General features: G+C 44.4%; 21 protein-coding genes and 1 other RNA gene. 6 read left to right on the top strand and 16 right to left on the bottom strand.

All coding sequences use genetic code 11. The features are described from left to right. Positions 1-55: 55 nt before the first annotated feature. The 4 genes from D2U88_RS11795 to rny all read left to right on the top strand — a co-directional run bounded on the left by D2U88_RS11795 (position 56) and on the right by rny (position 2,442). Positions 56-346, top strand: coding sequence for a hypothetical protein (locus D2U88_RS11795; RefSeq protein ID WP_119640768.1), 291 nt, complete (start codon positions 56-58; stop codon positions 344-346). Between the two features lie 14 nt (positions 347-360). Next, entirely contained in the window at positions 361-654 is a 294-nt protein-coding gene (locus D2U88_RS11790; RefSeq protein ID WP_119640767.1) for a cell division protein ZapA, read from the top strand. A 54-nt stretch (positions 655-708) separates the two neighbouring features. Next, a non-coding RNA gene (gene ssrS, locus D2U88_RS11785) (6S RNA) lies at positions 709-818 on the top strand. Positions 819-870: 52 nt separating this feature from the next. Next, complete coding sequence (rny, locus tag D2U88_RS11780; RefSeq protein ID WP_119640766.1) at positions 871-2,442, top strand: ribonuclease Y; 1,572 nt, start codon at positions 871-873, stop codon at positions 2,440-2,442. A gap of 12 nt (positions 2,443-2,454) precedes the next feature. Here the strand turns inward: rny and D2U88_RS11775 are convergent, their stop codons facing one another. Next, positions 2,455-3,708: a DUF7477 domain-containing protein gene (locus D2U88_RS11775; protein WP_119640765.1), complete on the bottom strand. Its 1,254-nt coding sequence runs from the start codon at positions 3,706-3,708 to the stop codon at positions 2,455-2,457. A gap of 223 nt (positions 3,709-3,931) precedes the next feature. Between D2U88_RS11775 and D2U88_RS11770 the strand changes: the two genes are divergently transcribed. Beyond that, positions 3,932-4,354, top strand: a complete 423-nt coding sequence (locus D2U88_RS11770) for a CBS domain-containing protein (RefSeq protein WP_119640764.1) — start codon at positions 3,932-3,934, stop codon at positions 4,352-4,354. 74 nt (positions 4,355-4,428) lie between these two features. Here D2U88_RS11770 and D2U88_RS11765 read toward each other — a convergent pair whose 3' ends face one another. From D2U88_RS11765 to D2U88_RS11700, 14 genes are all read right to left on the bottom strand, one after another. Then, positions 4,429-6,492, bottom strand: a complete 2,064-nt coding sequence (locus tag D2U88_RS11765; protein ID WP_119640763.1) for a DUF349 domain-containing protein — start codon at positions 6,490-6,492, stop codon at positions 4,429-4,431. A 145-nt stretch (positions 6,493-6,637) separates the two neighbouring features. Next, positions 6,638-7,390 carry a shikimate dehydrogenase family protein gene (locus tag D2U88_RS11760; protein WP_119640762.1) on the bottom strand — a complete coding sequence of 251 codons (753 nt, stop codon included), beginning with the start codon at positions 7,388-7,390 and terminating at the stop codon, positions 6,638-6,640. Continuing rightward, entirely contained in the window at positions 7,344-8,381 is a 1,038-nt protein-coding gene (locus D2U88_RS11755) for a DUF368 domain-containing protein (protein ID WP_119640761.1), read from the bottom strand. Before D2U88_RS11755 ends, D2U88_RS11760 begins: the two co-directional genes overlap by 47 nt. 17 nt (positions 8,382-8,398) lie before the next feature. Then, a complete protein-coding gene (locus D2U88_RS11750; protein WP_119640760.1) occupies positions 8,399-9,316 on the bottom strand; it encodes a polyprenyl-phosphate transporter in 918 nt (305 codons plus the stop codon). 27 nt (positions 9,317-9,343) lie between these two features. Beyond that, positions 9,344-10,744, bottom strand: coding sequence for a tetratricopeptide repeat protein (locus D2U88_RS11745; RefSeq protein ID WP_119640759.1), 1,401 nt, complete (start codon positions 10,742-10,744; stop codon positions 9,344-9,346). An 86-nt stretch (positions 10,745-10,830) separates the two neighbouring features. Continuing rightward, complete coding sequence (locus tag D2U88_RS11740) at positions 10,831-12,027, bottom strand: aspartate aminotransferase family protein (RefSeq protein ID WP_119640758.1); 1,197 nt, start codon at positions 12,025-12,027, stop codon at positions 10,831-10,833. Further along, a complete protein-coding gene (locus D2U88_RS11735) occupies positions 12,028-13,737 on the bottom strand; it encodes an OstA-like protein (RefSeq protein WP_119640757.1) in 1,710 nt (569 codons plus the stop codon). A 91-nt stretch (positions 13,738-13,828) separates the two neighbouring features. Further along, a complete protein-coding gene (locus D2U88_RS11730) occupies positions 13,829-14,308 on the bottom strand; it encodes a Dps family protein (RefSeq protein ID WP_119640756.1) in 480 nt (159 codons plus the stop codon). A gap of 106 nt (positions 14,309-14,414) precedes the next feature. After that, positions 14,415-16,532, bottom strand: coding sequence for a glycoside hydrolase family 97 protein (locus tag D2U88_RS11725; protein WP_119640755.1), 2,118 nt, complete (start codon positions 16,530-16,532; stop codon positions 14,415-14,417). Positions 16,533-16,630: 98 nt separating this feature from the next. Then, the gene (locus D2U88_RS11720) at positions 16,631-17,899 is read right to left on the bottom strand and encodes an adenylosuccinate synthase (RefSeq protein WP_119640754.1); all 1,269 of its coding nucleotides are present in this window, start codon (positions 17,897-17,899) and stop codon (positions 16,631-16,633) included. A 12-nt stretch (positions 17,900-17,911) separates the two neighbouring features. Further along, the gene (locus D2U88_RS11715) at positions 17,912-18,370 is read right to left on the bottom strand and encodes a Fur family transcriptional regulator (RefSeq protein WP_119640753.1); all 459 of its coding nucleotides are present in this window, start codon (positions 18,368-18,370) and stop codon (positions 17,912-17,914) included. Between the two features lie 41 nt (positions 18,371-18,411). Continuing rightward, positions 18,412-20,616, bottom strand: coding sequence for a RelA/SpoT family protein (locus D2U88_RS11710; RefSeq protein WP_119640752.1), 2,205 nt, complete (start codon positions 20,614-20,616; stop codon positions 18,412-18,414). Between the two features lie 44 nt (positions 20,617-20,660). Next, positions 20,661-21,893, bottom strand: a complete 1,233-nt coding sequence (locus tag D2U88_RS11705; RefSeq protein ID WP_119640751.1) for a M48 family metallopeptidase — start codon at positions 21,891-21,893, stop codon at positions 20,661-20,663. 3 nt (positions 21,894-21,896) lie between these two features. Next, on the bottom strand, positions 21,897-22,697 hold the full coding sequence (locus D2U88_RS11700; RefSeq protein ID WP_119640750.1) for a TrmH family RNA methyltransferase: 801 nt from the start codon (positions 22,695-22,697) through the stop codon (positions 21,897-21,899). Between the two features lie 69 nt (positions 22,698-22,766). On the opposite strand from D2U88_RS11700, the gene D2U88_RS11695 reads away from it, so the two are divergent. Then, positions 22,767-23,570 carry a DUF6503 family protein gene (locus D2U88_RS11695; protein WP_119640749.1) on the top strand — a complete coding sequence of 268 codons (804 nt, stop codon included), beginning with the start codon at positions 22,767-22,769 and terminating at the stop codon, positions 23,568-23,570. Between the two features lie 42 nt (positions 23,571-23,612). Here D2U88_RS11695 and D2U88_RS11690 read toward each other — a convergent pair whose 3' ends face one another. Next, the gene (locus D2U88_RS11690) at positions 23,613-24,911 is read right to left on the bottom strand and encodes an amidohydrolase family protein (protein WP_119640748.1); all 1,299 of its coding nucleotides are present in this window, start codon (positions 24,909-24,911) and stop codon (positions 23,613-23,615) included. Between the last annotated feature and the right edge of the window lie 8 nt (positions 24,912-24,919).

Genomic DNA, 24,919 nt, shown 5'->3' with positions numbered 1-24,919 from the left:
GCGAGGTAACCCTAGGATCGTTAACTTTGTGTAATACGTATTGTTGTTTGCATCTATGAGCGAACTTGTTGAGATTGTGGATTCTTTGGAGAACAAGGTGAGCAAACTGCTGCACAAAATGGAGCTATTGCACAAGATAAACACCAAGTTGAAAGAAGAATTGGACCTGATAAAGGAAGAAAGCAAGCTTAAGGAAGAAGCTCTGGTAGAATGGGAAGAAAAGTATAATTCCCTGAAGATGGCGAACACGATGCTGGGTAGTAATGCTAGTAAAACTGAGGCTAAGCTCAAGATAAATACATTGATCCGCGAACTGGATGTTTGCATTGCCAAGTTGGCGGATTGACATGTGCCAGAATTATGGACGAGAAGCTCAAAATAAAGCTTTCCATTGCCGATAGGGTATATCCGCTAACGATAGATCCACGGCAAGAGGAAGGTTTGCGTAAGGCCGCCAAAAACATTGAAAACCTGGTCAAAAAGTTCGAGCAGAACTATGCGGTCAGGGATAAACAGGATGTTTTGGCCATGTGTGCCCTACAGTTTGCTTCTAAAATTGAGCAAGGCGGAATAGATCGTTCCGAAAATACCGAGGCCGCCCTAGAGCGTCTTAAGGCATTGGATGAACTGGTATATTCCAAATTGGGGGAATAAGTTCTTTTAAATAAAATATTGTTACTGCCCACATTGGTAAATATTTTTTGACAAACTCAACGCTATTATAATTCAAAAGGGTGAGTTTGGGTTGTAAAAGCAGGCCCTACTTGTATAGGGATCCTTGATCAGCCTGGTAGCCCTAAACCTGTAATATGGAGTTTGTACAAAACTTCGGCCAATGTGGGCTTTTTTTTTAACTAAACACTATCAAACATGGATACTATCATAGGAATAATCGTAGCGGCTGTTGTGGGGCTGGCGATAGGATTTGCAATTGCCAAGATGATGGAGAAGGGCAAGGCATCCAAAACCATTGCCAACGCAAAGAAAGAGGCAGCGGATATCATTAAGGAAGCGAACAAGGAAGGTGAAGGCATTAAAAAGGATAAGATATTCCAGGCCAAGGAGAAATTTTTGGAACTAAAGGCCGAACACGAAAAGGTCATCATCAATAAGGACAAAAAAATTGCCGAGGCCGAAAAACGCACCCGTGACAAGGAGTCGCAAGTAAGCAGTGAGCTGGCCAAGAACAAAAAGTTGAACGACCAACTACAGGAGCAGATCAAGGAATTGGACTATAAAAGTGATATCCTTGATAAAAAGCAATCCGAACTCGAGAAACTACACAAGAGCCAAGTGCAGCAATTGGAGGTCATTTCAGGACTTTCCGCAGAGGAAGCAAAGAGTCAGTTGTTGGAATCCCTGAAAGAAACGGCAAAGTCCGATGCCATGGCCTATCTTCAGAACACGCTGGAAGAAGCAAAGCTTACAGCCCAACAAGAGGCCAAAAAGATTGTAATCAATACCATCCAACGTATCGGAACCGAAGAAGCAGTGGAAAACTGTGTTTCAGTCTTCAATCTGGAATCCGATGATGTAAAAGGACGCATCATTGGCCGTGAAGGAAGAAATATCCGTGCCCTTGAGGCCGCCACAGGGGTAGAGATCATTGTGGACGATACTCCGGAAGCCATCATCCTTTCCTGCTTTGATTCTGTACGTAGGGAGGTTGCACGACTTTCACTCCATAGATTGGTGACCGATGGCAGGATTCACCCTGCCCGTATTGAGGAAGTGGTGAAAAAGACCGAAAAGCAGATCAACGAAGAAATTGCCGAAATCGGGAAAAGGACCGTAATCGATTTAGGAATCCATGGATTGCATCCGGAACTGATCAAAGCAGTGGGTCGTATGAAATATCGTTCCTCGTACGGACAAAACCTATTGCAACACTCCAGGGAAGTGGCCAAACTCTGCGGGGTAATGGCCGCCGAATTGGGACTCAATCCCAAACTTGCCAAACGTGCTGGATTGTTGCACGATATTGGTAAGGTGCCCATGGCAGAAGTGGAGGTGGAAACGCCCCACGCCATTTTGGGTATGCAATGGGCCGAAAAATATGGTGAGAAAAAAGAAGTTTGCAACGCTATTGGCGCCCACCACGATGAAATAGAAATGACCACCCTAATTTCCCCTATCGTACAGGTTTGTGATGCCATTAGTGGTGCACGTCCTGGTGCAAGGAGACAGGTATTGGACTCCTACATTCAGCGATTGAAGGACTTGGAAGACATTGCCTTCGGGTTCAATGGGGTGCAAAAAGCCTATGCCATCCAGGCAGGTAGGGAGCTTCGCGTTATAGTGGAAAGCGAAAAGGTAAGCGATGACAAAGCAGCCGAATTATCCTTTGAAATATCCCAGAAAATACAAACGGACATGACCTATCCTGGCCAAGTTAAGGTGACGGTCATCCGTGAGACACGTTCCGTTAACGTAGCTAAATAGAAGTTATTCCCCTTAGTTGGCGTTGTTAATGATCCAATCCAGGGGAAGCTCCGTGTAGTTGGAGGTAGACCTGTTGGAGGCATGTGTGGAACCATCGGACATGACCACAAACCACATGTCGTTTCCGTAGGCTACTGTGGTAATTTTATACCCGTTGTCCGACTGCTCCCTGATCCAATCTATGGGATATTCGTATTGGGTCTTCCAGGTTTGAAGGCCCAAATTGGACCCAGCACTCATGCTCAGGGCCCATAACCCGTTTCCGTAGTTGGCAGAGGTTATGGAGTAGCCATCGTTCCAGTTTTCGGTAATCCACTCTTTGGGCAGTTCGTAACTTGTTTTCCATCGTTGAGCCGTATAACCAATGTTCTTGTCCATGAACACGTACCATTCGCCACCTCCACAGGCAATCTCTGTGATGTAGTAATAGTCGTTCCATTTGGTGGTGATCCAATCCTTGGGAAAGACATCCGATTTTTTCCAGGATTGAGGCCCCATGCCATATGCCTTGCTCATGACCACCACATAAGTGTTTTTGTCGGCATTGTACTCCACTGCGGTAATGTAATAACCCAAATCCCATTGCTCTTTGATCCAGTCGCTGGGATACAACGCAGCTTCCTTGATTTTTTGCTCGGAATAGGCCTTGCTGCCCAGATTGCTCATGACCACCGACCAAAGGGGAGTGTCATATTCCTGGTCCATGCCCAGGGCAATGGATGTAATGGCCGTATTGCCGGTAGTGTACTCCACTTCGCCTTTGTTGAGGTATGTAAGCAGTTTGAACAATAGTTCGTCCTCATTGTAGTAATCATCCAAATAGCCCTTGGTGAGGGCATCAGGATTCATTTTTACCCAATACAGCATGGGTTTCATGTACTGTGTGATATCTGAACCGGCCAACCCATTATCGTCCACCGTGTAGGCCTGAAAATTGCCATTGCCCAAATCTTTCAAATAAAAATTGTCCGCACTGTAGGTGGACCCTTCAGGTCCCCGAACGATTACGGCGTCCACACCGTTCAAAAACTTGTCTTGGGAACCATCCGATTTGGTGAAGTTTTCATAAGTACATAAAAAACTGGCCAATTTATCAGCACCGTTTGCGTAATATTTTACACGTACTATGGCTTGGTCCTGTTCGTAGAAGATGATCAGGGCGGTGTATTTGACTTCACCGCTGATCCAACTGGTTTCGTAATAATCTTGGGCCTTGGTCATTAATGAACAACAAGCAATGGCCAAAAAGGCAATGAAATTTTTCATAATCGGGGTACTTTGGTGGTTGATTGGTGGTCAAAAATGGTTTATCAAACAGAGTTAAGCAAAAAATTGGGGTGTATGGTCAAAAATAGCAAGTGTAAGTATGGTTTTGACCGGAAAACACTCCTTTCTTAATTGTGGAACAGGACTCCAAGATGACAATTATCATACTTTCCCCTTGGTGATTGAAGTAACTTCATAGAAGGATTTTTAAACTGCAGCGAAGATGAAAAATGGGGTTCCTGTTTCCGAGATCATGACCAAAAAGTTGGTCACATTGAAGACCACAGATGATTTGGTCACCGCAGAGCGACTTTTCAAAAAGCATCACATCAGGCATATTCCGGTGGTGAAGGGTGATGTCATTAAGGGTATGCTGAGCTATACGGATCTTCTTCGGATCAGTTTTGCCGATGCCATTGATGAACATGAAGAATATGTAGATACCATTGTGTACAACATGTTCTCCATTCCCCAAGTGATGGCCAATGATGTGGTAAGTGTCACTTCCAAGACAACCATCAAAGAAGTGGCCCAACTATTGGCCACAAATGAATTCCACGCATTGCCTGTTGTGGATGATGGAAAACTTGTAGGAATCGTGACCACTACGGATTTGATCAAGTACCTTTTAAAATTGTACAAATAAGGATACTTTCACTGGTAAACAGCGGAACTTTAATTGGTTTTATGCGACGGGATTTGTTGGAGGCGAAAAGTGGTTTATTCCTCTTCGCTGCTGTCGTCCTCTTCCTCGGCCTCTTTGTTCAATTTATGTTCAAGGATGTTCAGCTTTTTAAGCTTTTCTTTCCAGGTCTGTAGGGCCTCTTTCTGTTTGTCGATGTTCTTGATCACCTCCTTTACCAAGGGATTGTCTTCGGAGTCTCCTGAGAAAAACTGGAGGTTGTTCTCCAATTGGCGTATTTCCGATTTGCTCTCATCAATTTTACGTCTGATGAAGACCCTTTCGTTGCCAATGGCATAGTTGTCCTCGGTTTTGGCCAACTCCTGTACCTTGTTGCCGTATTTGAGCAGTTCGGATTCGTGTCTGCCGACCCCCAGCTTTTTGAGCAGGGCATCCACAATTTTATTGAACTTGCCGTTGATGTGCTTTTTGTTGTAGGGAATCCGGCCGTATTGTTTCCATTCGGCCAAAAATTCCTTGATGGCTTCAAGGTCCTTTTTCTTATCGCCGCTTAACTGAAACTCCTTCAAGCGCTCCAAGCAGGCATTTTTCTTATCGAAGTTTTCGTATTCCTCCTTATGGGCGTCATTCTTATCGGAATGCAATCGGTCAAAATAATGGTTGCAGGCCTCCTTGAACTCGTTCCATATCTTGTCCGAATATTTTCGGGGCACATGCCCTATTTTCTTCCATTCATTTTGGATGCGCTTCATTTCCGGGGTAACCGTGGCCCAGTCATCACTGTCTTTAAGGGAAAGTGCCAGATCTAGCAGTTCCTTTTTCTTTTCAAGATTCTGCTGTTGGTCCTTCTTCTGGTTTTTATAGAAGGAATTCTTGCTTCTGTTGAACTTGCGAACGGCATCTTTAAAATGACTCCAGGTTTCCTCGTTCACTTTTTGGGGCACCTTGCCTGCCTTAAAAAAGGAATCCCTGAGTGCCTCCACTTCCTTGATCTGCTTTTGGATGCCTCTGTGGTTATCTGCAACATGATCGGCTATATGGGCAATGGAAGCAATGATTTCCTGCTTCTTCTCCAGGTTCTTTTCAAATACTTTTTCCAATTCCTGGAAATGTTCTTGCCTACGCTGGTGCATGGCCTTGGTAGCATTGCTGAAACGTTCCCAGATTTCCTCGCGGTGTTCCTTGTCCACGGGTCCTATGTCTTCCTTCCAGATCTTGTGCAAGGTCTGGAGTTCCCTGAATGCCTTTCCCAGATCGGGTTCATCGGCCAAGGCTTCGGCCCGCTCCACCAGTTTTTGTTTTTCTTCCAGATTGTGCTTAAAATCGAGGTCGCGTAACTCCCTGTTCAAGTGCAGAAAATCGTAGAAGATTTCCATGTGGTGATGGTAGGTGCGCCAAACATCGTTATAGTTGGTCCGTGGAATGGGACCTGCATTTTTCCATCGTTCCTGGAGCTCCTTAAAATTGTTGTAAGTGGTGTTGATATCCTCTTCAACGTCGATGAGCCCTTTCAGCTCCTCAATGATTTGCAATCTATTGTGAAGATTGTTCTTGAGGTTTTGTTCCAGTTGTTTGTAGTACTGATCACGTTTTTCACGATAATCGGAGTACACCTCGTTAAATTGTCGCTTGGCAACCGAGTTGTACCTGAAATCAATTTCATTGCCTCCTTTGGAGACAAATTCCTCTTTCTTTTGTTCGATGAATTCCTGAAACTTTTGATCGAACTCATATTTAATGGCACTGACATGTCTGCCAATGGCCTGGACCTTTTCATTTTTGACCAAACGTTGTAGTTCCCCCACCAAATTTTCTAGTGGCATGGAATGATAGTCCAGCATGGGGATGTAGTGCCGTTTTTCATTTTCGGAATCCTCCGCATCCTCTGCGTTGGATTCGTCAATTTCATCAATGGCCTCATTGGAGTCATCGGACTGTTCGGAGGGTTTGGATTCTTTTTCGGTATCCTTGGCCTCGGAAGGAGTGGTCTCCGACTTGGGCTCTTCGGTATTTTCAGGCATGGCATCTTGGGACTCATTTGGTTCGGAATTGGGGCTTTCCTCCAAATGTGCTTTTATGTTGTCCGATGTCTGCTCATTCCCACCTTCAGCTTGCTGAAGTTTGCGTTCATTTTCCTGCATTAGTAGTCTCTTTTCCTGTTGATTGATGGTAATCTATAGCCAATTTAACAAAATTAAATTGTCTAATTGCAAAAGTACCGATTCTTCTTTTGCCTATGATTTTTGATGTACGGATTGGCCCAATCCTTTTATCGATCGTACTTTTTTAGGGAGTGTTCCAGATTTCCCAAGCTTTTTCGGCTTGTAGCTTCAACATTTGAAGCCCATTACAAATGCTGGCCCCACTTGCCTCGCCCAAGGCCAAAAAAGTGGTTTTTTCAGGGTTGTAGATCAAGTCGTAGAGCAAATGGTCCTTGTTGAGAAATTGATAGGGAATATTGGGTTTTTCGGCAATGTTGGGATAGGTGCCCAAGGGGGTGCAGTTGATGATCAAGGTGTGGCCCTCAATGACTTCCCTGTCCAGTTCATCATAGGAAAACTGGCTTGCTTTTTTGTGTCGGGAAACATAGGTGTTGGCTATGCCCAATTCATCCAGTACAAACCGGACGGCTTTGGAGGCACCACCAGTACCCAAGATCAATGCCTTGGTGTGGTGGGATTTTAAAAAAGGCTCCAATGATTTCTGAAAACCGTAGGCATCGGTGTTAAAACCTTTTAGTCCTTTTTCAGTAATCTTGATGGTGTTCACGGCCCCTATTTTTCCTGCCTTGGCATCCAATTCATCCAAAAAGGGAATCACTTCTTCTTTGTAGGGAATGGTCACGTTCAAGCCTTTGATGTGACTTTGGGAAAGCACTGATTCCAATTCTTCTATCCTTTGGATATCGAAATTTTCGTAACTGTATCCGTTCAGTCCCAAATCCTTGAATTTCTGGGTGAAATAGCCTTGCGAAAAGGAATAGGAAATGTTCCTACCGAGTAGCCCGAACCTGTTTGTTTTCTTTTCTGTTGTTTCCATACCAATCCAATACCAATAATACCAAAATTCCAAGGAAAATGAAAAGTATGGCCCACCAAGTTTCGCCATCCCCTATATGGGGAAGGTACCTTTGGTAGTTGAGTATAATTTTGTCGCCATTGGAATCCAACAAAGGGATACCAGTGCCGTCCGTTTTAAAAATGGTTCGTTTCCAGGGCCATAGCACCCCCAACGACCCGGTTATAAAACCAAGGATCACGGACGTGGTTGTGGCCTTGAAATGCTTGAGTACATAACTGAGCAAATGCGAAAAGGTGACCAAACCTGTTGCGGAACCCAGGGTAAAAATGGCCAAAATCTTTAGGGTCTGCATGCGTTCGGTGTCCTTGAAAAAACCAAAATCCCCTGAAAAAATATCGGAGAAGGTATCATAAAGGGCGTTGACCGAATCTACTAGAAGCAACACATAGTTTCCAAGGAGAATCAAAATGAACGACCCGGAAAGCCCGGGGAGTGTCATTCCCGAGACACTGATGATCCCACAGAAAAAGATGAACAACAAATTATCGTTTTCCTTTGCAGGGTTCAAAAAACTGATGGATATCCCGATGATCAGTCCAAGAATACCGGCAGGGATGGTCCGTTGGTTCCAAGGCTCAAAATCTTTTCCGATATGGTAAATGGACCCCACTACCATACCGAAGAAAGTGGCCCAAACCAAAGTCTCGTTCCGGTCCAAAAAATAATCCAAAATCCTGGAGACGCTAAAATAGCTTACCAGCATTCCAAAGATCAAGAGGGCCAAAAACTGGGCGTTGGTGTATTGATAAAAACTCTTGAAACGCCCGTTGAACAACAATTTGAGGGCTTTGGAGTTGAGTTTTTGCAAGGAATAGATAAACTCTTCGTAAAAACCGCCCACAAAGGCCACAATACCACCTGAAACCCCGGGAACTTTATTCGCCGCGCCCATACAAAGCCCTTTGATGACCAAAAAGAAATTGTCCAGAAATGTTCTAGGTTGATGCATGGGCACTTATGTTTATCCTATTTTTTGGAAGCTGCCTTTTCCAGGATAAAAATAAGTGAAAAACCTATGATGGCTAGGATAATGGCGAGCATTAATTTGTTGTCCCCCTCAAAAGCACCGGGCCATACGTTCATGTCGTCCACCACCACAACTTTTTCACCAAAAACTTTGGTTTCCAAAACTTTTTTCCAAGGCCATATTTTGTTGAGGGAACCCAAAATGAAGCCGGTCAGCAAAGCCAAGGTGATATTTTTATAATGGTTGAACATCCATTTCAGCAATCTGGCAAAGCTCAACAGTCCAACAACCGCTCCGAGGCCAACCGTTGCTACAATCTTGATGTCTCTTTCGTGGACAGCATCCAGAATGGTTTTGTAAGAGCCCAAAAGTACCAAAATGAAGGCTCCTGAGATGCCAGGTAGGATCATGGCGCAAATGGCCAGGGCACCTGACATGAACAGATAGGGGAGGCTACCGGAATTCTCACTTACGGGCAGTTCCGTGATAAAAAAGGCCAACAGGGCCCCGAGGATCAAAACGATTACGGTTCCTGGGTTCCACTTGGTGATTTCCTTTCCCACGAAGAAAATACTGGCCACTACCAAACCAAAGAAAAAGGACCAAAGCAGGACAGGCTCGTTTTCCAAAAGCCAACTCAAAAATTTTGCCAAGGAGAGCACACTGATGAATATGCCAACAAAAAGAGAAATCAAAAAGTTACCATTGATCTGGTTCCAAGCAGCTTTAATGCCTTCTTTACGGAGAATGGTAAACAATGAGAGATTAATGTTGTTGATGGAGGTGATCAACTCTTCATAAATTCCTGAGATGAACGCAATGGTACCTCCGGAAACTCCTGGGACCACATCAGCGGCACCCATGGCCATACCCTTAAGGGTAACGAAAATATAATCCAGTAAACGGCGTGATTTCATGCGGCAAAGATAAACAAATGGGCTGCCCTATTTGGCGGTTTTCTTGATTTTGGAAACCAATGCCTTTACCCATTTTACTTCGCTGAATTCTGGAAATTCTTCATCGAACAACTGCAATTTGTCCATATCCATTTCCATGGCGTCGGACAAGGCTTTTTTTGCTTCGGCAATGTCGTTGTTCTTGAGGTGGATACCTGCCAATTTATAGGTGAGCACGGCACTGTCGGGATAAAATTCCAGCCCTTGGAGCAAAACCTGTATGGATGAGTCAAAATCACCGATCCTCTTCAGGACTTCCGACCAATTCTTCCAGGTTTCCAATTCATAGTTGCCTAGGTCCACAGCTTGTTTATAGGCAAAATCGGCCTCATCCAAATTGTCCATGGCAAAATATATTTTGGCGGCTTTTTTCCAATACAATGGGTTTTCTCCGTCAATATTTATGGCCTTGTTGATGTAATACAATGCCTTTTCATAATTCTTTTGCCTAAAATGGAAATCGGTAATGGCCAACCATCCCTTGTCCAATAGAGGATCTTCGTGCACTGTATGGTAGTAATAGTATTTGGCCAAATCATAGTTGCCCAGTTTCTCATGGCATTTCCCCAATCTTAGAAATGCATGGGAGGTGGGGTCTTCTATAGAAATGGTGGATTCGTAATTTTCAATGGCCTCGTTATAGCGACCCAATTTTTCCAATACTTTGCCTTTTTCGAAGTATGCCCCGATGAAGGTATCATCGGAAATTACAGCGAAATCAAACGCAGTGAGCGCCTCTGGGTACATGTCCATGGCATAGTACATTTTCCCCAATTGATGCCAAGCCACTTCGGAATAAGGGTTTCTTTCCAAATAATCGTTCAGGTAATGGATGGCCCCATCAAAATCCTCAAGGAACTCAAAGCAATAAACCACATTGTACAACGAAGAATAATCACTGTCATCAAACTCCACACATTTCATAAAGCTGGTCTTGGCCCTTTCGTAATCGTCCATGAACAGATATTCCATGCCCAAAAGGGAATGGATATCGAACGTATCTTCGGTCAAATGCAAAGCCTCCAAGAGCAAGTTTACAGCTTCTTGGTGGTTGTCCTGTTTGGATTGGATGTTTGCCCTTTGAATGTAGATTTCTTCATTGTGGGCATCGATGTTTTGGATTTCGTCCAATAACTTTTCGGCAGCATCGAATTTGTCCTCAAAGGCCAATACCTCTACCTGCAATAGTTTAAGTTCAAGGGAATTTGGGTGTTGTTCCAAACCAATTTGAATGGCCTTTTTTCCCAAGGAGATTTTACCGTTGTTGAGGTAGTGATGAATAATCTCTTCAAAGTCCTCCGCGTCGAAGAAATAGACGTCATCCGTCTTCAGCATGGACTCGAATTTGCTAATGGATTTGTCAGGATATTCGTTAGAATCTAACGCCATAGGAACGTTTTTGGTTTAACTATGGACTTAAAATTAACCCTTTGCCTACCTTATTAAGTCCAAAATTTGGGTATGTTATCAACAAATTAGTTAACAGCGTCGGGTTTATAGCTGTTTAAAATGGCTAGTATTTTGTCGCAACCCTCCTCAATTTCTTTCATGGAAATCGTTAATGGAGGCGATATTCGTACTGCTCTCGTCTCAAATAACAACCAAAACAGAATCAGTCCATTTTTAGCCGCTTCAAGGACCAAATAATCGGCCACTTCCTTGCTTTCCATGATGGGAGCGAGCATTAATCCTTTGCCTCTAATCTCTTTAATCAAAGGATGTACCAAAAGCTTCCGAAACAGTTTTTCTTTCTCTAGGGTCTGTGGAATGAGCTCCGTTTCGGTAATCTCACGTAAAGTTGCCAAACTGGCAGCTGCTATGACAGGATTTCCCCCAAAAGTAGTGATATGTCCGAATTTGGGATGGTCCTGCAGGTCGGCCATCATTTCCTTGCTGGCCACGAATGCGCCAACAGGTAATCCAGACGCCATACCTTTACCGATGACCAAAATATCAGGCACGCAATTGAAATGTTGAAAAGCAAAAAGTTTGCCCGTTCTGCCAAAGCCTGGCTGGATTTCGTCCAAGATCAGCAGGGCACCAACATCGTCACAACGTTTTCTTACCTTTTCCAGATAGCCATTTTGTGGAAGGATGAATCCCGCACCCCCTTGAATTGTCTCCAAAACAACGCCAGCAGTCTTTTCTGTAATCTTTTCCAGATCTTGCTCGGAGTTGAAGTCGATAAACCGAATATCCGGTATCAACGGCCTAAAGGCACTTTTTCGTTCTTCAAACCCCATCAAACTTAAACTACCGGTGGTGTTGCCATGATACGCTCGGTTTGCCGCAATGATCTGAGATCTTCCCGTATGCCTTCTGGCCAATTTTAAGGCCCCTTCCATGGCTTCAGTACCCGAATTGACCAAATAGGTGGTCTCCAATTTTTTTGGAAGGTGGGAAGCCAATAATTTGGCAAACTCTACAGCGGGTTGCTGCACATATTCCCCATAGACCATCACATGCATGTATTGGTCCACTTGTCTTTTGATGGCTTCTGCCACCCTAGGATGGCAATGGCCCAGTCCACATGCGGATACCCCGGCCACAAAATCCAAATGGGCATTGCCATCTTGGTCATAGATATAACTTCCTCTGGCTCGGGAAACCTCTAAGCCCAAGGGATGTGAAGAAGTCTGTGCCTGGTATGTGAAAAAATCTTCTTTCTGCATTTATGGGGTCTGCGCCTTTTTTTTGACCGTTGGCTGCTTGGGTCTTACGGCCTTTGTATTTGCCTTGGCATTTACGGGGTCGTTCTCGTTGTTTTGACGTTCTTCTTCCTCTGCATCAATATCGATGGGATTATCGATTCCCCGGATTTTGACCAATTCGATGTTGTTGTCATCCTCGTCAAATATTTCATCCTTGGACATGATCCGTTCATCGCCACGCCATACAAAACCTTTCAGTTTTCTGCTCTCCACGGGCAAATCCGTTTCAGGGAAAATATCGCCATCCGGATTTACGAAGAAGGTAATGTCCTCAATATCGTTATTGGCCATCAACAGCCGGATTTTACTGCAAATGGTCTTGTCTATGCCGATCAACTCCTCGTCGTCATTGTACACGTAATAGATGACTTCGGTATTACTGACCAGATCAATGATTTTTAGCTCATTTTCAATGAACTTGCCAAAGAGGTTCTTTCCTTTGGCTTGATTGTACCCTGTACCACTAATGGTATCGAGGGAAATGATGAATGCGTTCTCGATGACCTTTAAGGAGTCCAGTTTTTCGGTTTCCATATCAGAAATCAGGTGGATGCTGTCCCCTGTGATCTGGTTGTCCACGTTCCAGAGGATGGGGTTCTTGATCAATTGGGTAATACCTGTGGATTCATCAAAATGGATGGAATCACATTTTCCGCTCAGATCGGTCTTGTAGAATTTGGCATTCCTGAAGGCCCTCAATATCCTGTGTTCCTCCTTGCCGGTGACCATTAGGGTGTCCCCATGCATATAAAGGGAATCTTTTTGTACCAGACTGATGGAGACGGCCCTTTTGGTGGCAAAAACAGAATCCTTGGCCTTATGTACCTCGGCATAATGGGCCTTGATTACGCCATTGTTTATGGTATCCGTTATCTTGATATTGTTGGTGGCCGAAGCAAACTCCGTGACCTTGTCAAAATAGAGGCTATCTCCTTCAATAATCTTGTTGTCGTAGTCGATACGGGTGTTTTTGATGCCGTATCCCTGTTCGATCTTGGTGTCGTAAAAGCCCCGCTCACAATAGATTTTGTATTCTTCTCCCGTTATGGTCGACGGACCGTACATGTATGCATTTTTGGAGGTGGTATAATAATCCAACTGCTCGGAATCAATAATATAATCCGGGTTGTCGATATGTACCTGCCTTTGAAACTGGTACTTTTTTGGTGTCATAAAATAGGTGCCGATTTTACTTGTCAGCACATTGGCAGAATCCACCACTTTTCCACCCGAATTGTAGTAGGCTTTCTGGTTTTCTCGATCAAAGTACAGGGTGTCGGTGGTCAATGTCATCTGCCCGTTGGTCAAATCCACTTTTTCCCAAGCCTTGGCCAGTTTGGTGTTACCGTCATAATCCATCTTGCCACTGTTCATTTCTATGGAATCGCCCTGTTGCATTCGGATGTTCCCAATAGCTTTTAGTTTATTCTCTTCCGTATAGAAAATGGCAATATCGCACCAAAGGTCGGCGCCTTGATGTTCAAACTGTACCTGTCGTTCATCATCCCGACTAAATATGGAAGCACCTGGGAACTGGGCCTCATCCTTGGTAAAATTGGCCCCATAGACAATGTTGATCTGCCTACCTTCGGTTTTTGGTTCTTTTTGCTGGGCCATGGCTCCTACAAAGGAAAGGACCAGTATCAAAAAAGAAATTCTTTTCAAATCCATGGAATTTTGCCCAAAAGTAGGGTTTTTGGGCAAAGTGGCATCAATCCTTTAGAAAGGTTTGTGAATTGCAGGGAAACTGTACTATTTTGGTCTATTGGTTCAGATAGGCCGAATACATCCAAATCAATTTTTCCTGTTCCCTGATATAATCGCTCATTAGGGCATTGGTACCTTCATCATTGGAATCACCGGACATTTCCAGAAGCTCACGCTCCAAAGGAAGCAATACCTCATAGCCTTCCAGTATTTTCTGAATGGCTTCCTTGCCGTTCGAAATATTTTTAGCAGCCTTTATTTTAGAAAAAGACGAATAGTCGCCATAGGTGTGCAAAGGAGTGGATCCCAAGGTTAAAATACGTTCTGCTATTTCGTCAATTTTGATCAAGGAATCGTTGTACAGTTCCTCAAACTTTAAATGAAGTTCAAAAAACTTTTCTCCTTTGATGTTCCAATGGAATCCACGGGCATTCATGTAGAAAATCTGATAGTTGGCCAACAACTCGTTCAGTTTTTCAGATAATTCTTGGGATGCTTTTTTATCTAGACCTATTTTGTTGAGATGATTTGACATTTGTATTGTTGTTTATTTTGATGTTATTGAAATACGTTTTTTAATTTGATTCAAAGTTAAGGATACCCCCATTTTTGAACAGTGACCTAGGTCACTGTATAAGTGTCTAGGATTTGTTTTTCTTTATCAAACTGATAGCAAAACCACCCCCTTCTACTAAATGAACCGACAAAGTGGATCCCTTTTTCACATCAATGTTTTCAATGGATATTGCTGTGGGGTTCTCCTTATAATTTGCATCTGCAGCATCTTTATAGATGATTGCTTCATAGTCGACTCCATCATCCAAAAAGTCGAAATCAATATCGATGTCCCTGGCATTTTCGTCGGTAATGCCACCTACGAACCAGTTGCCCGTTTCCCTTTCTTTACGGGCAATGGTCACAAAATCTCCTACCTCACCATTCAATACCACCGTTTTGTCCCAATCCACACCCACATCTCTAATAAATTGGAAGGCGGGCTGGTTCTCATAATTTTCGGGGAGGTCGCATGCCATTTGAATGGGGCTGTAAATGACCACGTACAAGGCCAATTGTTGTGCCAAGGTGGTGTTGATCTGATTGTTGGGTTTGGTGGGCAGGGCAATGTCGAACACACCAGGGGTAAAGTCAATGGGACCGGCCAACATTCTAGTAAAAGCTACAATGGGTAAATGTTCCGGGGGATTACCACCGTCCGAGGCCCAAGCATTGAACTCCTGTCCACGAAGCCCTTCCCGAGCAATTACGTTGGGGTAAGTACGTCGGAGGCCAGTTGCCTTTATGGGTTCGTGGGCGTTCACGGCCACTTGGTATTTGGCTCCCGTTTCCACCACTTTTCTATAATGGTTCACCATCCATTGTCCATGGTGGTATTCGCCTTTCGGAATAATTTTGCCCACATAGCCGGTTTTCACGGAATGGATGCCCAATTTGTGCATGAGTTGATACGCGGTGTCCAATTGTTGTTCATAGGTGCGGGGGGCTGCGGAAGTTTCGTGGTGCATGATCAGTTCCACTCCCTTTTCCTTTCCATAGCGGGTCACCTCTTCCAAGTCATAATCGGGGTAGGGAGTGATAAAATCAAAGACGCCCTCACGGTCCTCAAAACCTATCCAATGCTCCCATCCGGTGTTCCAACCTTCTACCAGTACGCCAGTAATGTTGTTTTTGGCCGCAAAGTCGATATAATGTTTGGTGTTTTCCGTGGTAGCCCCATGTTTTCCATGTGGTTTGGCATCGGTGGTAAAGGAATTCATGTCTTGTGAAGCGGCATAATCCCATGTTGATTTACCAATGTGCATTTCCCACCAAATGCCTACATATTTTTTCGGTTTGAACCAGCTCACATCGCCAATTTTGTTGGGTTCGTTCAAATTGACGATGAGCTTGGAGTCGATAAGCTCCGTGGCCTTGTCCGCAATCTGGATGGTCCGCCATGGTGTTTTAAAGGGCAGGGCGCGCTTTACTTTATATCCCAAACGGTCCGAACCTACCAATTCACTGGTCAGCTTCAAGGTTTCATTGTCCACTTTTAGGGTCATGCCCGCATAATCGGTGAGGTTGGCCTCATGGAAACTAAGGTGTAGCCCTGAATCCGAACGCATGGTCACCGGAGTGTTCACGGCATTTTCAGGAATATTGCTCTGGGCCAGGTCGGCATTGTTCCTTTTGGCTATGGCATCGATTTCCGAAACTTTGGAGGTGTTGTACAGATGTTCATAAATATCCCAATCCCCGGGTATCCAAAACGAGGTGTAGTCTTCCGTCAGTTGAAACTCGGTATTTTCATCCATAATGATGATGCTATCGATGCCTTGTTGTGGCAAAAACTCATATCGGAACCCGACACCGTCATCATAGGCCCTGAAATACACGTTGATTTTTCGGTTCGGTGCTTGGGTCTCTTCCAGTTCTACCTTCAACTCGTTGTAATGATTGACCACATCCTTTTGTTCACCCCAAGGCATTTCCCATGTCTCGTTTACAGTATTTGTGCTACTACCAATGATCTTGAGATGATTTTTGATGGATTCTTGGTCTTTAAAATCAAATCCCATGGAAGAAGTGTCAATGACCACTTTGTCTTTATGGTTCACCAAATAAATTGGAGCACCATCGTCCGTAACCTGAAAATCTATGGAATTGTTCCCGCTGGGCGATGATACAGTTAGAGTAGCTGGTTTTTCGGTACAGGAAAGCAATGTCCCGACCAAAAAAAGGAGGGTCAGCAGTTTGTTCATTTTAGTAGCTTTTGGATAATTTCTTATGTGTGGTACGGTTTGAAAAAGCCGTATCGAATTACCCTTAAAGGTACTGAAAAATGAGCAATAACTGAAGTTTACCTATGGATAGTTTGGAGTCTGTCGGGACCCACGGAAACTATTTTGATGGGTACCTGTAACTGCTCTTCCAAAAAGGAGATATAATCGTTAAGGGCCGGGGGTAGCTCTTCGGCCTTGGTCAGCTTTGTGAGATCCTTGGCCCAGCCTTTCATCTCGGTGTATACCGGTGTTACGTACTCACTTTCAATATTATAGGGCAAGTGTTGTATTTTTTCACCCTTATAGTCATAGGCAGTACAAACTTTTATGGTCTTGAACCCGCTCAGCACGTCTGCCTTCATCATCATCAGTTCAGTAACACCATTGATCTGTACGGCATATTTTAATGCAACCAGATCTAACCAACCACAACGTCTGGGTCTTCCCGTGGTCGCCCCGAATTCGTTTCCTACACGACCCATGGTGGCACCGTCCTCATCAAAAAGCTCGGTAGGGAAGGGTCCACTGCCCACACGGGTGGTATATGCCTTGAAAATACCCAAAACACGTTCAATTTTGTTGGGGGCCACGCCCAAACCGGTACAGGCACCCGCTGCGGTGGTATTGGAAGAGGTAACATAGGGATAAGTGCCAAAATCGATATCGAGTAAAGAACCTTGGGCACCTTCGGCCAATATTTTCTTGCCTTCTGCTTGTGCCTTGAAAATATATTCTTCGCTATCGATAAAGGTCAATTTCTTCAAAGCTTCGACCCCAATACAGAACTCTGCTTCCAGTTCGGCCAGATTGTATTCGATCTCCACATCGTAAAAGTCGATCATGGCCTCGTGCTTATCGGCAAGGGCACGGTATTTCGTTTTCCAGTCGTCAAATTCAAGATCGCCCACACGCATACCGTTACGGCCTGTCTTGTCCATATAGGTCGGGCCGATTCCTTTTAACGTGGAACCGATCTTGGCCTTCCCCTTGGAAGCTTCCGAAGCGGCATCCAACAATCGGTGCGTAGGAAGGATCAAATGGGCCTTTCGGGAGATAAGGAGTTTGGATACAAAATCGATATTGAATTTCCCAAGGTTGTCCAATTCCTTTTTAAAGATGACGGGATCAATGACCACGCCATTACCCACAATATTGATGGCATTTTTATGGAAAATCCCAGAGGGAATGGTATGCAGTACATGTTTGATACCATCAAATTCCAAAGTATGCCCGGCATTTGGGCCTCCTTGAAACCTGGCGATGATATCGTATTCCTTGGTCAGTACATCAACAATTTTTCCTTTTCCTTCGTCTCCCCATTGGAGTCCAAGCAATAAATCTACCATGAAATGTGTGGGTTATTCGGTTAGGTTTTCTTCTTTTTTGTTTCGGGTTCCGTAGAAATATAAGGAGTGGTTGTTGATCTTGATATCAAAAACCTCCTCAATCGTTTTTTTGATGGATTGGATGCGTGGATCACAAAACTCCACTACTTCACCGGTGTCGGTAAGGATGACATGGTCGTGCTGACGGTCAAAATAGGATTTCTCGTATTGTGCCTGGTTTTTACCAAACTGGTGCTTTCGGACCAATTTGCACTCCAACAACAACTCGATGGTATTGTAGAGGGTGGCACGGCTTACCCTGTAGTTTTTGGTCTTCATTTTGATGTAGAGGGATTCCACGTCAAAATGGTCGTCACTTTCGTAAATTTCCTGTAAAATAGCGTAGCGTTCAGGGGTCTTGCGGTGTCCCTTTTCCTCGAGGAATGCGGTGAACACATTTTTTACAATTTCCTGATTTTTGTTGTTATCCATGGCTTTCTACCTAAGCTAATGCACAAAGGTACAGCTAAAAATTAAATTCTGGTCACTTTGTCGATCCCTTCAACCTGCTTTAAATTGTCCATAAGCTTTTTAAGGATGGAGTTGTTTTTTACTACCAAAGTGATTTTTCCTTTAAACGTTCCACCATCTGCCGAAAAGTTGAGGTTGCGCATGTTCACGTGCATGTTTTCAGAGATGATTTTGGTAATGTCCTTCACCAACCCAAGGTTGTCGATGCCCGTAATCTCGATATCCACCGAAAACTCTTCTTGGGTGGAATCTATCCATTTGGCACTGATGATCCTATACGCATAATTGGATTGCAATGAAATGGCATTGGGGCAGTTTTTCTTGTGCACCTTGATGCCATCGTTCACACTTACAAAACCAAAAACATCGTCCCCTGGGATGGGATTGCAGCACTGGGACAATTTATAGTTGAGGCGCTCTTCCTCTTTACCAAAAACGAGCATGTCGTACTTGGTGGTGATTTCATCTTTGTCAATATCCTTGGGAACCGGGGTTTTGCGGATCCTGTTCTTGAAGAAATTGATAAAGGCATTGTGGTAGGAAGAAGCAAAATCCTTGAGCTTATCGTTGTCGATGACACCGATACCGACACGGTAGAACAAGTCTAAACTGGTCTTCAGTTTAAAATAGTTCACCAGTTTGTTCACGGTATCCTCGTTCAGCGTGATCTTTTGCGATTTCAGCTTTCTTCGGAGAATCTCTTTACCTTCCTCGGCCACTTCTTTCTTCTCCTCCATCAAAGAGGATTTGATCTTGGACCTAGCTCTGGCCGTATTGGCATAGTCCAACCAGCTTTGGCTGGGCTTGGCCGTTTCAGAAGTCATGATCTCTACTTGGTCCCCACTGCGCAATTGCGTGCCTAGGGGTACCAATTTTCCATTGACCTTGGCCCCACGGGTTTTCATACCAACTTCCGTATGGATGTTGAAGGCAAAATCTAGGGCCGTGGCTCCTTTGGGCATGGATTTTAAATCTCCTTTTGGTGTGAAAACAAAGATTTCTTTGGCGTACAGGTTCAGTTTGAATTCTTCCACAAAGTCAACTGCATTGCCATTGGCACTTTCCAACGCTTCTTGCAATTTGTTGAGCCATTCTTCAATACCTTGTTCCTTTTGAGCGCCATGTTTGTACTTGAAGTGTGCAGCATATCCTTTTTCTGCAATCTCGTGCATACGCTCACTGCGGATCTGCACTTCTACCCATTTGCCTTTGGGTCCCATCACTGTAATGTGAAGGGCCTCGTATCCTGTGGATTTCGGAGAGGTAATCCAATCGCGCAATCGCACAGGGTTGGGGGTGAAGTGATCTGTGACAATGGAGTATATCTTCCAAGCCAGGAATTTTTCGTTCTTCCTATCGGATTTATAAATGATCCGAATGGCAAACTTATCGTATACCTCGTCAAAGGAAACATTCTGGGCCTTCATCTTCCTTCGGATGGAGAAGATGGACTTCATCCGACCTTTGATGTAATAGTTGAGACCTTCCTTGTCCAAAGAATTTCGGATTACATCAGAAAAGGCTTCGATGTATGCCAAATTCTCTTCTTCCGTATCTTCAATTTTGGCCTGAATATCCTTGTATACCTCAGGTTCGGTGTATTTCAAGGCAAGGTCCTCAAGATGCGTCTTGATGTTGTAAAGTCCTATCCTATGCGCCAAAGGGGCGTAGATGTATAGGGTTTCGGATGCGATTTTTACCTGTTTGTGCTCCGGCATGGAATCCATGGTGAGCATATTGTGGTAACGGTCCGCAATTTTAATGATGATTACCCTTACATCATCGTGCAGCGTCAACAGCATTTTTCTAAAGTTCTCTGCCTGTTGACTGATGTCCATGTCCTTTTTAAGGTGGGCGATCTTGGTAAGTCCGTCCACGATCCGGGCCACGGTTTCCCCGAACATTCGTTCAATATCGGCCAGGGTATAGGGAGTATCTTCGACCACATCATGTAAAAGGGCCGCGGCTATGGAGACCGCATCCAACCCAATTTTGGAAGCAACGATCTTGGCTACAGCAATAGGGTGGAAGATATACGCTTCGCCCGATTTCCTCCGTTGGTCCTTATGTGCATCCACGGCCACGTCAAAAGCGGAGCGTATCAGTTTCTTGTCCTCATCGGTCAAGGTCTGATAGCTGATGCGAAGCAATTCTTTGTATTGCTTGGCAATCTCCTTGTTTTCTTTTTCGATAGCAGCGGCTGTCATAGTATATTAAAATTACTACAATCTTATTAGGTAAACAACAAAAACTATGCCTTAAGGTTTCGGATGCGCTCCACCAAAGGTGGGTGGGAATAGTGTACGAAAACGTAAGCAGGGTGGGGGGTCAAGTTGCTCAAACTGTTCTTGGACAACTTCTTTAACGATGTGACCAAAGGTGTTGCCGAAAAGGTGTTCTTGGCATAATCATCGGCTTGAAACTCGAACTTTCTGGACAGATAGTTCATGGCCAAACCTGTGATTTCCGAAATGGGACTGTACAACAAGGCAAAGCCCACCAATGCAGCATGGAAACTTGGTGTAGTTACTCCAATGGCCTTAGAAATTTCTGGGTGATTGATGAAAAGGGAAAGGATATACAAGGTGAATCCTGTTACGGCCAAAGACAACACCAGGTTGAAAATGATGTGGTTTCTCTTGTAATGACCGACCTCGTGTGCCAAAACGGCCACAATTTCCTCTTCATCCAGATCGTGGATCAAGGTGTCGAACAACGTAATCCGTTTTTCCTTGCCAAACCCCGAAAAATAGGCATTTGCCTTGGTAGAACGCTTGGAACCATCGATCACGAAAACATTCTTGAGTTCAAAACCGACTTTTTGGGCGTACCCTTCAATAGCATTTTTTAAACTGCCTTCGTTCAATGGCGTCTGTTTGTTGAACATGGGCACGATTAACCTACTATAAAACAGGTTGATGAAAAGGATGACAACGCCAACCATAACCCAGGTGTAGACCCAAAATTTTGGGCCTGTCCATTGATAAAACCATATAAAAAGGGCCAAGATACCACCACCTAATATCGCAGTCAGTATACCGCCTTTGATCTTATCCATAAAAAACAGTTTTTTAGTGGTCTTGTTGAAGCCGTATTTTTCTTCGATTACAAAAGTGCGGTAATAAGAAAATGGCAATCCCAAGATGGCACTGCCAAAGGTGATCAACCCAAAGAATATCAGGGCCATGGGGATAATATTCTGGCTTATGGAACGCGTCAATTGGTCGATCCACTCGAAACCGCCGAACCACAGAAAGCATAGGGTCAATACAAGGGAAAATCCATCCGAAAGCAACCCAAAACGATAGTTGGCAAGCTTGTACTCCTGCGACTTTTGGTATTCCTTCTCATCAAAAACATCGGAAAGTTCTGGAGGCAAAGAGGATTTAAATCGTTTGGCATTCAGGTATTCCAAGAATTGGTGAACCAAATATTGGACAACAAGGATGGCGAGAATAACATAAAAGAGTAAAGTTTTTTCCATAGACTAGAATCCGCGTTGTCGCTTGGCTTCAAAGATAAGTATTGCCGCCGATACGGAAACGTTCATGGAATCGATTTCACCTTGCATCGGGATTATGATGTTTTGGTCGGAATTTTGGAGCCAATCTTCCGTCAACCCTGTCGCCTCGGTGCCCATGACCAATGCGGTGGCCCCTGTAAAATCGCAATCCACATAGTTTTTGGAGGCAGTTAGGGCGGCACAGTAAATCTTGATTTGGTTCGATTGAAGAAACTGGATGATTTCTTTCGTGGAACCCATCCCTATTTGATTGGTAAAAACGCAGCCCACACTGGATCGGATGATATTCGGGTTGTACAGGTCCGATTTGGGATTGGCAATCAACACGGCATCTACGGCCGCAGCATCGGCGGTTCTTAACAAGGCACCGATGTTCCCTGGTTTTTCAGGAGCTTCGGCCACTAGTACCAAGGGTTTTTTGTTTTTGAAATGGATGTTTTCCAATCCGTGTTCTTTGACCTTCATGATACCCAAAACACCTTCTGTGGTGCCCCGGTGGGCAATTTTCTCATAAACAGGTCGGGTAATCTGGATAATTTCAGGTTTTGAATGTATCAGTATATCCTTCAGGTGATGGTCGGACCAAATCTCTGGGCAATACAAAAAGGTGGTCAGGGTATAGCCTCCTTTTTGGGCAAGTTCCAGCTCACGGTGTCCCTCCACCACAAAAAGCCCGGTCTTCTTCCGCTCACGGGATTTTTCCTTTAATAGCAGTATGTTTTTTACCAAGGGATTTTGGACACTGCTGATCGATTTGGCTTCCATCACGAAGTAAAAATAGCGTTTCTTGTAATCTAAAAAAGCGGTTTTCGACCAATTGCCAAAATATAGACCATGAAAAAAACAACCATCCTAATGATTTTTTTGGCCCTAATGGCCTGCAAACCTTCTTCAAAAAAAGAAGAGACCCAAGTGCCGGAACCGATTGGGTCGGGCATTCCTAAATCAAATTATCCAGAAAATTTAGCCAAGGTTTTTGAGGCGCACGGTGGCCTAGATCTTTGGAAATCCATGCGGACACTTTCCTTTGTGCTTCCCAACCCCGATGCGCCCGAAACCCACACTATTGACCTATGGTCAAGAAAAGATAGAGTGGATACGGAAAAGTATTCCATGGGTTTTGATGGGGAAAGTGCTTGGCTTTTGGATACTGATAAAAACTATAAAGGAGATGCCGCCTTTTACCACAACCTGATGTTCTATTTTTATGGGATGCCCTTTGTATTGGCCGATGATGGCATTGTGTACGGTGAGGCTGAAGACTTGGTGTATGAAGGGAAGCATTATCCTGGAATTAAAATTTCTTATAATATTGGAGTGGGTGCTTCTTCCAAAGACGAATATTTTATCCACTTTGATCCAGATACACACCAAATGGCATGGCTAGGTTATACGGTCACGTACCGAACAGGAGAAAGTTCGGATAATTTCAGATGGATACATTATGGTGAATGGCAAAATGTTGGTGGCCTAGTATTGCCCAAAGCCATCACATGGCATAATTATGAGGGCAGGAATATCTTGGACGCCCGTAATACAGTAACCTTTGAAGATGCCTCGGTGAGCAAGGAGCCCAAACCCGATAGTTTTTATGAAAAACCGGAGGAAGCGGATTTTGTTGAAATCAAGAAGAGTTAAAAAAAGCGGCGTTCATTTGAACGCCGCTCTCTTTTTTGGAGTCTATTGTCCTGCTTTTTCTCTTTCATATTTGTCCATATACCGGTGCCATAGCTTGGTCTGGTGGGTTTCCAAGGAAACGTCCCTGCCATCGATATAAGCTTTGGAAAGTTGGTTGGTGCGCATATCCAAGGCATCACCCTCAGAGATGAACAGGGTGGCACTCTTGCCTACTTCCAACGTTCCGTATTGGTCATCAATACCTAGAATTTTGGCCGTGTTACTGGTCAATAGTTGCAAGGCTTTTTCCTTGTCCAATCCTTGCCCTACGGTCTGACCTGCATAAAAGGCCATGTTTCTAGCCTGGAAGTTGGCCGCTTCCTCATTTTGTAATCCAACCAAGAGGCCGGCATCCACCAAAAGTTTTGGCAATTTGTATGGCAAGTCATAATCGTCGTCTTCGTATTCAGGCAAGGCATGGGTCTGTCCTACCAAAACGGCTACATTGTTTTCCTTAAGGAAATCGGCAATTTTATTGGCACGATATCCCCCCACGATCACAATGTGCTTCACCCCGACTTCCTTGGCCATGTTCACGGCATCTGTCATTTCCTTTTCGCCATCTGCGTGGATGTACAAACGCTTGGAGCCATCAAAGAGTCCCTCCATGGCAGCAAATGGTAGGTTTTTCTCTTTTTCAACAGCTTTTCCATAGGCACTGGAATTCAGGAAGAACATTTTGATGTCATCTACCTGGTCGCCATAGTCTTTGTTGGGAATAAAGCCTCGCTCTTCACCCATCCACCATCTACCTCTCCTAAAGAAGGATGGCCAGTTCATATGGATGCCATCATCGGTTTTAACGGCAGCATCTTCCCAGTTCCAGGCATCAAACTGTACAATACTGGAGGTTCCGGAAATAGTTCCACCCTGTGGGGTTACCTGTCCCAACAGCACGCCATTGGGCCTCATGCTCTCCACTACCTTCGATTCGGCGTTGTAGGCTATGATGCTCCTCACATGGGGAATCATTTCGCCTATCTCATCTTGATCATCACTGGCCCTTACGGCATCCACTTCTACCAAGCCCAAAGGTTTGGCAGGAGCTATAAAACCGGGATAAACATGTTTTCCTTTGGCATCGATCATGGTTCCAATAGTCGGAGCCATAAGGTCCGCACCAATGGCGGTGATCTTACCATCTTTAAAAATGATGGTACAGTTCTCAATGACCTCCCCGTTACCGATATGGGCCGTAGCGCCAAAAATGGCAACTTGTTCCGTTTGCGGAGGCGCTGGGGTTTGTTGTGCGTTCAATGAAACCCCTAAAGCTATGGCTATGATTAAAAATATTTTTTTCATGATGTATG

Source organism: Flagellimonas aequoris (assembly GCF_003584165.1).
GTDB classification, from domain to species: domain Bacteria; phylum Bacteroidota; class Bacteroidia; order Flavobacteriales; family Flavobacteriaceae; genus Flagellimonas; species Flagellimonas aequoris.
The sequence above is the reverse complement of the archived record's forward strand: the minus strand, read 5'-3'. Positions and strand labels throughout refer to the sequence as shown.